Here is a 10,191-nt window from a genome sequence, read left to right as displayed (position 1 = left end):
GACATTGATGCTTGGACTACCGAGCACTTGTCCAAAAACTGGGTGACAGAACGAACCAAAACTCTCAAACAAGTGAGTTAATATTGGAACATAGAACTGGACACCCTAACTAATAGGATAGCGGATTTCTATTCGCATCATATAAATATAATAAATCCTGCATCTAGCATATAGGTGCAGGATTTTTTTTGTTTCTTTTTTCGAAGTAGAAAGAATACCGGGTATTCTTTGTAATCAGAAAATAGAAGAAGAATCAGAAAATGGACAAAAGAAAAGGAGCCTTCCCGCTCAAGAAGAGTAGGGAAGGCTCCTTTTTTTTGTTATATATAATAATGTGGGAATTATTATACAAGATACTGAGAAGAAATACTCTCGTTGTCCTCTACGCGGCGGATAGTCTCAGCAAACATATCAGCGATAGTGAGCTGCTTAACCTTGTCGCAACGCTTGGTGTAAGGGATTGAATCAGTGAAAACAATCTCCTCGAGAGCAGAATTCTGTACGCGTTCAGAAGCAGGACCACTCATTACACAGTGAGAAGCACAAGCGCGAACAGTCTTGGCACCAGCCTGCTTCATAATATCAGCAGCCTTTGTGATAGTACCTGCGGTATCAACCATATCGTCGATAATGACAACGTTCTTGTCCTTTACATCACCAATGATCTGCATGCTGGCAACTACATTTGCACGAGCACGAGTCTTGTTGCAAAGTACGAGAGGGCAACCGAAGTACTTGGCATAAGTGTTGGCACGCTTAGAACCGCCTACGTCTGGAGAAGCAATTACCATATCCTCGAGGTGCAAGCTCTGCAGGTATGGCAGGATAACGCCAGAAGCATAGAGGTGATCTACTGGAACATCGAAGAAGCCCTGAATCTGGTCTGCATGGAGGTCCATGGTGATGAGGCGGTCGATTCCGGCAACGCTAAGCAAGTCGGCAACCAATTTGGCACCGATGCTGACACGTGGCTTGTCCTTACGGTCCTGACGAGCCCAACCGAAGTAAGGCACAACAGCGATGATGTGGCGAGCTGATGCACGCTTGGCAGCATCGATCATCAAAAGTAACTCCATCAAGTTGTCTGAATTAGGGAAGGTGCTCTGCACGAGGAATACGTCGCGACCGCGGATAGATTCCTCGAAAGAAACGCCAAACTCACCATCAGAAAACTTGGTTACTACCAAATTACCCAGTGGGCAACCTAAACTAGCGCAGATTTTCTCTGCAAGGTATCTCGAGTTAGTACCTGAGAATACCAAATAAGAGTTCTTGTCACTCATTTCCTTTAGTGTTTACGTGTATTAATAGTTATGTATTATTCTAGATGATATATATATGAATCATTGCGAATTGTTTTTTAGCTGATAGCTTTTCTCAGTCTTTCGAAATGCTGAATCAGCTCCTTGAAGTCAGTCTCATTATGGATATCAAAGCGGTTCCAGATGTCTCCGCAGATTACCACGCCTCCAAATCCCAGGTCTTTGGCCATTTTGAGATTTTCCAGACTCATGCCTCCCAGGGCATATACCTTTTTGTCTATGAGCCCAGCCTTTGCAGCCATCTCTAACTGCTGTGTAGAGAATGAGGATTTCTCGTCCTTGAATTCGATGCAGTCGAATATGTTTTCAGAAAACATAGTTAGACTTCTTCTTCATCTCCTTCAGCATTGACAGGTCAGTACAGGTGCGGCTGTACTTGCCCTTGTAGCCATCAGGAACAGGAGCAAGAGGATCATCGATGTGTATTCCCGCCAAGTCGTATTCCTGCTTGAGGTAATAATGGTCGTGAACCGTAACCTTGCGTCGGTAGTCTTCTGGCAATAAAGTGAGCAGGCGCTCTGAGTATATGGGCGATGAACCTGGCTTGAAGAGATGCAGGTTGTCCATCCCCTCGTCAAACAACGAGGTGAGTATCTTATCTTCCTCCACAAAGAATGTGGACTTGGTCATTATTGCTAATTTCATTGTCAAAATGCATTTTATACTGCAAAAGTATTAAAAATTTCGCAATCCTGCAATTATATCGGGATAAAAAGCTATCTTTGCACCATAAAATTAATATTTATCAAGAAATGAGAGTAAATTTATCGACTTTTTGTGAGATTCACACCCCAATTTATGTTTTGGAGGAGGAGAGACTGAGACGCAACCTGAGTCTTATTAAAAGTGTGACAGAACGTGCCGATGTGGAGATTATTCTTGCCTTCAAGGCTTATGCCCTGTGGAAGACTTTTCCGATTTTCAGAGAGTACATTCATTCCACTACGGCTAGTTCTTTGAGTGAGGCGAAACTGGCTTTCGAGAAGTTTGGAAGTCCGGCGCATACATTTTCGCCGGCTTATACGGATTATGAGATTGATGAGATAGCCCGCTGCTCGAGTCATCTTTCGTTCAACTCGCTTTCTCAGTATGAGCGTTATCATGAGCGTGCCCGATTGGTAAATCCGGAAATCAAGTACGGATTGAGAGTGAATCCTGAATATTCTGAGGTGGAGACCTTATTATATAATCCATGTGCTCCAGGAACCAGATTTGGTGTATCGGCAGATAAGTTGCCGGAAACCTTGCCTTCCGACATAGAGGGATTCCATTGTCATTGCCATTGTGAGAGTGGGGCGGATGTCTTTGAACGCACATTGGCACGTATCGAGGAAAAGTTTGCCAAATGGTTCCCGCAGTTGAAGTGGATCAACTTTGGAGGTGGTCACTTGATGACCCGCAAGGATTATGATGTTTTACACCTTATTAATATATTAAAGGGATTTCATTCCCGTTATCCTCATCTGAAGGTGATCCTGGAGCCAGGTAGTGCTTTCGGATGGCAAACCGGTCCGTTGGTAACCCAGGTAGTAGATGTGGTAGAAGATAAAGGTATCAAGACTGCGATTATCAACGCCAGTTTTACCTGCCACATGCCAGATTGTCTCGAAATGCCATATATGCCGGCAGTGAGAAATGCTGAAACTTTGGAGGTTGAAGACCCGATGAAGGCTCCGGAGGGCGAACATATATATAGAATAGGTGGCAATAGTTGCCTGAGTGGTGACTTCATGGGGTACTGGAAATTCGATCATGAACTGGAAATTGGCGATAATGTCATCTTTGAAGACATGCTCCACTACACCACAGTGAAGACAAATACCTTTAATGGCATCACTCATCCGGCTATCGGAATCGTACATTTGGACGGAAATTTGGAAATTTTGCGCGAATTTGGATATGAGGACTATCGCGACAGGATGGATTGATGACTGGTTATTTGATGAAGTTTGTCCCTAAAATGGACGAATCATGCTTGAAATACGCCTAAAAATGCACGTTTTTCCCCTAAAATGAAGAAAAATGTGCATTTTTTATAAAAAAAACGCTGAAAAATTTGGTGGGTTCAAAAAAATGTAGTACTTTTGCACTCGCATTCAGAGGAACGCTCCTATGAAAGTTAGGAAATAAGCGGAAATAGCTCAGTTGGTAGAGCACAACCTTGCCAAGGTTGGGGTCGCGGGTCCGAGTCCCGTTTTCCGCTCGAACATTTTGGACAACATATCATTCTGTATTAGGTATGGAATTTCAAGGTAATGGAGAGGTGGCGGAATTGGTAGACGCGCTACTTTGAGGGGGTAGTGACAATTGTGTCGTGGGAGTTCGAGTCTCCTCCTCTTCACTTCTTGAAGTTGTACAAGCGGAAATAGCTCAGTTGGTAGAGCACAACCTTGCCAAGGTTGGGGTCGCGGGTCCGAGTCCCGTTTTCCGCTCTATTTTATTTGAAAATAGAGAAACATACCTATTATGAATTTATATTTAAGATATTTCGATCAGGAGACATTAGTAAATAATGTCGATGAAGCAATAGATTTTTTGAAAGGTATCCCGGAAATTGGTATGGATGCTGAGCTAGAGGCAGATATTAGAGATTACGCCGCTAGCGATGTTTGCTATCCTAAACGTTATAAAGTTCGTCCTCGTATTTATTTCATAGTTATCAAGACGGCTGCTGCTACGATGCAGGATTTCAAGGATAAGAAGGCCTTGCGTTCGTCTGCACCTGCAGAACGTCAGGAGAATCCTGTGATGCTGAATCTTACACAGGAGTTGGCTGGCTGGTATGAGGGATCTTTGGATTTCAAGCGTGTTGTGATGGTGCCTGCTACGGGAAAGTTTGAATACCGAGATACTCACTTCGTGGCTCATGTCAAGGCTATGTCGGGGTTGGATTGCTACACTCGTATTGTAGAGCACTTGAAGGAGAGAGTTGACTCTCGTAGTCAGTTCCCTTCAGCTAAGGGTAAGAATTTCCATTTCCGCTATCTGGGAATGTGGAAGTAAAAAGATAATTATTAGAAAACTATGAATAAGGTAATGTTGATTGGTAATGTGGGCAAGGAACCTGTTGTGCATTATTATGATGCAGATCAGGCGGTAGCTCAAGTGTCTTTTGCGACAACGGAGAAAGGTTACACCCTGGCTAATGGTATGCAAGTACCAGATCATACCGATTGGCATAACCTCGTGTTCTTCCGTGGTCTTGCAAAGGTGGTGGAGAAGTATGTACACAAGGGCGACCGACTCTATGTGGAAGGCCGGATCCGCTATCGACTCTATGATGACAAGCAGGGTAAGCGACATAATATCACAGAGATATACGTTGATAATATGGAGATGCTGACCTCGCGTTCGGGAGCTTCAGCTCCAACTTCATCTTCAACTTCAGCTCCTGCTTCATCTTCTACCCCATCTCCTGCAGAGACTACTGAGAACAAAGATTTACCATTTTAAATTTTAAGCTCAGAAATTGGATATATCGACCATAACGGATGCTTTTAGTGATGTGCTGCTCTTGCAGCCATCTACTGGTGTTTTTGTAGCTGCTATATTGGCAGCTATCCTGCTTGGTATGTCAGCTTTTGCCAGTGGTTCCGAAATCGCTTTTTTTAGTTTATCACCAGCGGATATTGCGGAACTGGAGGACGAAAAAACTGACTGTGACAAGAAAATTCAGATGTTGCGTGAGGATTCAGAACGTACATTGGCTACCATACTGATAACCAATAACTTTGTGAATGTCACCATTATCATGCTCCTCAACTATGTTTTTGCCGGAATCGTGGAGTTTGGTCCTAAAGCCTATTGGCTTCAGTTCCTTATCATCACGGTAATCCTTACATTCTTGCTTTTGCTCTTCGGAGAGATTATGCCTAAGGTTTATGCCCGACAGGATCCTCTCAAGTTTTGCCGTAGATGTGTGGGCGGCATTATGTTTGCACGCAAGGTGTTCTGGGCATTGGAGAATGTACTGCTGAAGAGTGGAATCGTTGCTGAAAAGATTATACAGAAAGAAAACCATGTCCTGAGTGTGGATGATTTGGAACAGGCTCTGGAACTCACCGACAAAGAAGATATCAAGGACGAACAGAATATGCTGAAGGGTATCATCCGATTTGGTGATGAAACAGCCAAGGAGGTGATGACCACCCGTCAGAACATCGTTGACCTGGATATTCGCAGCACCTATCCAGAGGTGTTGAAGTGTATTGTAGAGAACAACTACAGTCGTATTCCGGTATATCAGGATAATACGGATAATATTCGTGGTGTGTTGTATATCAAGGACTTATTACCACATCTTTCCAAGGCATCCAACTTCCGTTGGCAGAGTCTGATCCGTCCTCCTTACTTCGTTCCTGAAACCAAGAAGATAGATGATCTGCTTCGCGAGTTCCAGGAGAATAAGGTTCATATCGCCATTGTGGTAGATGAGTTTGGCGGTACTTCCGGTATCGTAACCCTGGAGGATATCCTGGAGGAAATCGTTGGCGAGATCAATGATGAATATGATGAGGAGGAGAAGTTCTATTCGAAATTAAATTATAATACATTTATCTTCGAAGGCAAGACCTTGCTTTCAGACTTCTGTAAGATTCTGAATGTAGATGATGAAGAGTTTGAGGAGGTTGAGGGCGATGCAGATTCTCTGGCTGGTCTGCTCTTGGAAATCAAGGGTGATTTCCCAAGTATGCACGAGAAGATAGATTATAAGAACTATACTTTCGAGGTGATGAATATCGAGGAGCGCCGCATCAGCAAGATCAAGGTGACGGTGCATCCTGTAAGAAACGACGAGGAGAATTCTTCCAAGTAGTTCATTCTCCTTATATATATTTGTAATATTTTGATTATATAGTATGGCAGTTGTCAATATACGAGAAGTTTATCCGGGAGTGAGTCTGGGCTTATGGCAGATGGATGAGACTGTAGAACAGTTGTTCGAGGCATATCCTCTTCTGCAGGCTTACCGTTCCCAGATGGAAGAGAAATATAAGAACGATGGCAGGAAACAGGAGTTTCTTGCCATTCGTGCATTAATGTATGAGATGCTCAAGACGAACGGGGCTTCCAAGGGCTTGCTTTCTCATGCGGGTGACATTACCCACAACGAGGCTGGAAAGCCATTGTTCCGTGGTTATCATATCAGCGTTTCGCATACCAAGGGTTATGCTGCACTTATTCTTTCCAAGAATCAGGAAGTGGCGGTAGATATCGAATACTTCAGCGATAGGGTAGAGCGTATCGCTTCCAAATTCCTGCGAAAGGATGAGAAGGCGGAAGATCTGGATGCCAAGCTGGTGCATTGGTGTGCCAAGGAAACGGTCTTCAAGTTATTCTCAGAGGAAAAACTGATGTTTGAGGATATGCGGGTGAAGCCATTTGATACGATGGCAGACTGGTCGTGTGATGTGGAGAATCTCAAGAGCAGGAAGACGGCGCATGTGGATTTCGAATTAACCATGGAGTTTGTTCTTACCTATGCTGCGTTGTAATATCCTGACCATCTTCCTGGCATTCAGCCTGTTGGCTGGAGCACAGGATTGGAAAGTAGTGAGAGAGAATCCTCAGAAGGCTTTTCCGAAAACCGTGGCTGCGGGTAACTACAGTGGCATTGCTCATCTGCATGATGATATCTATGCGGTGGTAAGCGACAAGTCGGATAGTGCTCTGTATTTCAACTTTCGAATTCAGGTGAATCCCAAGACCGGCGAACTGGAACAGGTAGAGAACCTTGGGTTTATCGAGAGAACAGATGGAACTCTGAACGACGGAAAGCCTTGGCAGGGGCTGGAGAAGGGATTTGACCATGAAGCCATCGTGAAGGTTTCTTATTCTACCTTGGTGATAGCAAGCGAAGGATATTGCCGTTTAAAGGAGTATCCTATTCTGCCTATTTCGGCGGATACTGCCAAGGTTGGCTATCAGCAGAATCTTTGGGAAAGCAGATGGCCTTCTTCTGATTTTTATCCCAATTATAATTTTGAGTCTCTGGCTTTTGATTCCGTCCATCAGTATCTCTGGACAATACCTGAGAGCACGCTTCGCAAGGACGGACAGCCTGCTACTCCTCAAAACGGATTGGCTAACCAGCTTCGTTTGATGAGGCTTGATTGGGGAAAGCTCTCTCGTTATATGACGACCTATGCCTATCAGGTGGATCAACCTTCTACCCATAAGAAAGCAGATATCTATGTGATGGGTGTGAGTGAGCTTTGTGCCTTGCCCGATGGTCAGCTTCTGGTTCTGGAGCGTGAGGCATTTATTCCGAAGATCAAGATAGGTGCTTTCTGCAAGTGCAAGCTCTATCTGATCAATCCTTTGAATTCTGAGGAGTTTTCTATGAAAGAGAAGTTTTCATCAGATACTCCTTTCTTGAAAAAGAGATTGCTCACGGAATGGAAAACCAGCTTGTCACTTTCCAAGCGTTCCTTTGCCAATTACGAAGGTATGTGTCTGGGACCCAAGCTGGAAGATGGTTCCCAGGTTGTCATCCTGCTGTCTGATTCGCAGGATCAATATGCTGGAGTATTGAAAGACTGGTTCAAGACGATAGTCATCAGAAAGGAATAAAGTTGCTATGTTGTAATCCTCAATCTCGTCCATAACCATCTAGGAATGAGTCGCCAGAGGAAGACGAGGATATCATATCTCCAGTCTATCACCTTAACTTCCTCTCCGTTTTCGATAGCATTCACGATATGTTTCGCCACATCTTCCGGTTTGAGTTGCAGCGGATAGCTGCTGCCTGCGATAAGGTCGGTCTTTACGAAACCTGGTCGGATATCTGTGATGGCGATGGGGAGATGACGCATCCGTGCCTGCTGCGACAGGCATTCCAGATAATGGTTCTGGAATCGCTTGGTGGCAGAGTAGGCTGGGGTGGCACCGAGACCTTTGGTTCCGGCAATGGAAGTGATGCAGGCAATGCGGGCTTTGGGGTTGCAATGATGATGAGTAGCAAACCAGTTGAATGCCGTATCCACCATTCTTGTGAATCCCAAGCCGTTGGTTTCCAGGGTCTTCAATTCTTTTTCTATATCCAGCGAGTTGTTCTGCCAGCCAATGCCGGAACTATGGAAGTAGAGGTCCATGCCTCCCAACTTATCGATGAGTTCGAGAAGTTGGGCAGGAGCATTGGGAGAAGTCACGTCTATTTGCTGGTAGCAGGTAATGCCGCTCTGCGAAATCAGAGCCTGCAATCTTTCAATTCTTCTTCCGGCAATTCCTACCTGCCATCCTTTTGCAGCAAGCAGTTTTGCCACTTCCATTCCGATGCCCGATGTGGCACCCATTACAATTGCTTTCTTTGCCATATAGTCCTATTATATAAGGTGAAGTCTTGATATTCCTATTTTATAAAGGTGAAGTCTTGATAGTTCTATTTATATCAAGGTGAAATCTTGTCTAACTCTATCTAAATATCTAAATCGCTTTTACTCTTCAGCAGCTTTTCCGCCTTCTTCACGCTTCCAGCTTTCAGTATCAGTTGCTTCACTTTCTCGTAATCCGTATATTCCGGATTGCGTTCCATGAAGATACGGCAGGCGCGGTCGATGAGTTTATGATTGATAAGCTTGGCGTTCACCATCTTGTTGCCTTCCACCCGTCCTTGTCTTATCTGAAGAGAAGTACTGATCATATCCAGAATCATCTTCTGCGATGAACCGGCTTTCATGCGGGTACTTCCTGTTACGAATTCCGGTCCCGTGATGACTTCTACGGGATAATCTGCAGCTTGGGCGATGGGAGCGTGGGGATTGTTGACGATGCATCCCGTAGGAATACCTGCCTCCTTGCAATGCTTCAGGATGGCGAGTACGAAGGGGGTGGTGCCGCTTGCCGAGAAGCCCAGCACGAAATCTTGCCTTGAGATATGCTTGTCGCAGAGCTGATGCCAGCCATTCTCCAGGTCGTCTTCTCTTGATTCCCTGGTTTGTGTAAGGCAGCCGATGCCTCCGGGGAAGATGGCCTGTATCTGTGAACCGTCGATACCATAGGTGTTCTGCACCTCGATGGTATCGAGTGTAGCCAGTCTTCCGCCCGTTCCGCAACCGGCATAGAAGAGCCTTCCGCCCTTCTTCAGCTGCCCTTCGATGGCGGAAATCAGTTGGTTGATGGCTGGCAATGCTTTTTCTATCGCCAGCGCCACCTTCTTGTTTTCTGCATTGATATGAGCGGTGAGTTCATCCACGCTCATCTTTTCCAGATGTTCGTAGAGGGAACTCTGTTCTGTTATTCTTTTATCTACTTTGTTTGACATATTACCAAAATTTTTAGATTGTAGAATGTCTTGGAGTATCCTATGTATAACGGTTATGCTTCAGATACTCTCTTATTTTCTCCTTCAAAGCATCTCACGTAGTTTCAAGAGTACGGACGATAATGGATCTCATATTTTATAGCCATCGTTTTCTTCTTTCTGTTTAGCGATACAAAGGTAATCTTTTATTCTTAAACTACCAAATAAAAATAGCACTAATATGGATGAGAGGTGTTATTGATATAAGTTGACCACTTTGAATCTGCCAAAGTTTAGGGGGATAAATTTGCTGAAAATATTTACAATACTGCGTTAAATTAACATTTAATCGTCTGTAAATCAATAACTTATATTAAGAAATGCTTATGAAAACTTAACTATAAAAAGTTGGTCAAGTCGCTGATTTTCAGTAACTTTGCAAATCACGACAAACGCAAAATTATATGAATACAGGACTTGACCAATATATGGATATCTTTAAAGATGCAGTTGAAGATTCGGCTGCAAAGTTAACAAAAAGTTTCGAGAAAATACTCATCGAGGTGATAATTTTGTTCATGGTAATACCAAGAAAGATAAATTTCACCCAAATGGGGAGGTATGGCT

The 10,191-nt window shown here is 44.1% G+C and carries 9 protein-coding genes, 3 tRNA genes and 1 pseudogene; 9 read left to right on the top strand and 4 right to left on the bottom strand.

The annotated features are described in order from the left end of the window. Positions 1-344: 344 nt before the first annotated feature. Both DW830_RS14405 and DW830_RS14400 read right to left on the bottom strand, forming a co-directional pair. Complete coding sequence (locus DW830_RS14405) at positions 345-1,283, bottom strand: ribose-phosphate pyrophosphokinase (protein WP_117663660.1); 939 nt, start codon at positions 1,281-1,283, stop codon at positions 345-347. Positions 1,284-1,360: 77 nt separating this feature from the next. Then, positions 1,361-1,967, bottom strand: a pseudogene (locus DW830_RS14400) (thiamine phosphate synthase). A 107-nt stretch (positions 1,968-2,074) separates the two neighbouring features. On the opposite strand from DW830_RS14400, the gene nspC reads away from it, so the two are divergent. From nspC to DW830_RS14355, 9 genes are all read left to right on the top strand, one after another. Then, positions 2,075-3,250, top strand: coding sequence for a carboxynorspermidine decarboxylase (nspC, locus tag DW830_RS14395; protein WP_119250370.1), 1,176 nt, complete (start codon positions 2,075-2,077; stop codon positions 3,248-3,250). Between the two features lie 202 nt (positions 3,251-3,452). Continuing rightward, positions 3,453-3,525, top strand: a tRNA-Gly gene (locus DW830_RS14390). Between the two features lie 54 nt (positions 3,526-3,579). Next, positions 3,580-3,663, top strand: a tRNA-Leu gene (locus tag DW830_RS14385). An 18-nt stretch (positions 3,664-3,681) separates the two neighbouring features. Continuing rightward, positions 3,682-3,754 (top strand) — tRNA-Gly (locus tag DW830_RS14380). A gap of 34 nt (positions 3,755-3,788) precedes the next feature. Then, the gene (locus tag DW830_RS14375; RefSeq protein ID WP_089544503.1) at positions 3,789-4,325 is read left to right on the top strand and encodes a hypothetical protein; all 537 of its coding nucleotides are present in this window, start codon (positions 3,789-3,791) and stop codon (positions 4,323-4,325) included. Between the two features lie 21 nt (positions 4,326-4,346). Further along, positions 4,347-4,775, top strand: coding sequence for a single-stranded DNA-binding protein (locus DW830_RS14370; protein ID WP_119250369.1), 429 nt, complete (start codon positions 4,347-4,349; stop codon positions 4,773-4,775). Between the two features lie 16 nt (positions 4,776-4,791). Next, positions 4,792-6,138 (top strand): gliding motility-associated protein GldE, encoded by a 1,347-nt coding sequence (gene gldE / locus DW830_RS14365; RefSeq protein WP_119250368.1) that lies wholly within the window; start codon positions 4,792-4,794, stop codon positions 6,136-6,138. 43 nt (positions 6,139-6,181) lie between these two features. Next, positions 6,182-6,817, top strand: a complete 636-nt coding sequence (locus DW830_RS14360; protein ID WP_118311962.1) for a 4'-phosphopantetheinyl transferase family protein — start codon at positions 6,182-6,184, stop codon at positions 6,815-6,817. Further along, entirely contained in the window at positions 6,804-7,895 is a 1,092-nt protein-coding gene (locus tag DW830_RS14355) for an esterase-like activity of phytase family protein (protein ID WP_119250367.1), read from the top strand. The genes DW830_RS14360 and DW830_RS14355 overlap by 14 nt, the downstream gene beginning before the upstream one ends. Positions 7,896-7,900: 5 nt before the next feature. On the opposite strand, the gene DW830_RS14350 is transcribed toward DW830_RS14355, so the two are convergent. Next, complete coding sequence (locus DW830_RS14350; protein WP_119250366.1) at positions 7,901-8,638, bottom strand: SDR family NAD(P)-dependent oxidoreductase; 738 nt, start codon at positions 8,636-8,638, stop codon at positions 7,901-7,903. A gap of 101 nt (positions 8,639-8,739) precedes the next feature. Beyond that, positions 8,740-9,585: an N-acetylmuramic acid 6-phosphate etherase gene (locus DW830_RS14345; protein ID WP_119250365.1), complete on the bottom strand. Its 846-nt coding sequence runs from the start codon at positions 9,583-9,585 to the stop codon at positions 8,740-8,742. Positions 9,586-10,191: the final 606 nt, after the last annotated feature.

Origin of the sequence: Prevotella sp. AM34-19LB (assembly GCF_003468525.1) — a bacterium.
Lineage (GTDB): Bacteria > Bacteroidota > Bacteroidia > Bacteroidales > Bacteroidaceae > Prevotella.
This window is presented reverse-complemented; position numbering and strand designations above follow the sequence as displayed.

Excerpts from the sequence above, each read along its gene's own strand:
- DW830_RS14370 (WP_119250369.1), top strand. The coding sequence starts at position 4,347 with ATGAATAAGGTAATGTTGATTGGTAATGTGGGCAAGGAACCTGTTGTG.
- DW830_RS14405 (WP_117663660.1), bottom strand. The coding sequence starts at position 1,283 with ATGAGTGACAAGAACTCTTATTTGGTATTCTCAGGTACTAACTCGAGA.
- DW830_RS14375 (WP_089544503.1), top strand. The coding sequence starts at position 3,789 with ATGAATTTATATTTAAGATATTTCGATCAGGAGACATTAGTAAATAAT.
- DW830_RS14350 (WP_119250366.1), bottom strand. The coding sequence starts at position 8,638 with ATGGCAAAGAAAGCAATTGTAATGGGTGCCACATCGGGCATCGGAATG.
- nspC (WP_119250370.1), top strand. The coding sequence starts at position 2,075 with ATGAGAGTAAATTTATCGACTTTTTGTGAGATTCACACCCCAATTTAT.
- DW830_RS14355 (WP_119250367.1), top strand. The coding sequence starts at position 6,804 with ATGCTGCGTTGTAATATCCTGACCATCTTCCTGGCATTCAGCCTGTTG.
- DW830_RS14360 (WP_118311962.1), top strand. The coding sequence starts at position 6,182 with ATGGCAGTTGTCAATATACGAGAAGTTTATCCGGGAGTGAGTCTGGGC.
- DW830_RS14345 (WP_119250365.1), bottom strand. The coding sequence starts at position 9,585 with ATGTCAAACAAAGTAGATAAAAGAATAACAGAACAGAGTTCCCTCTAC.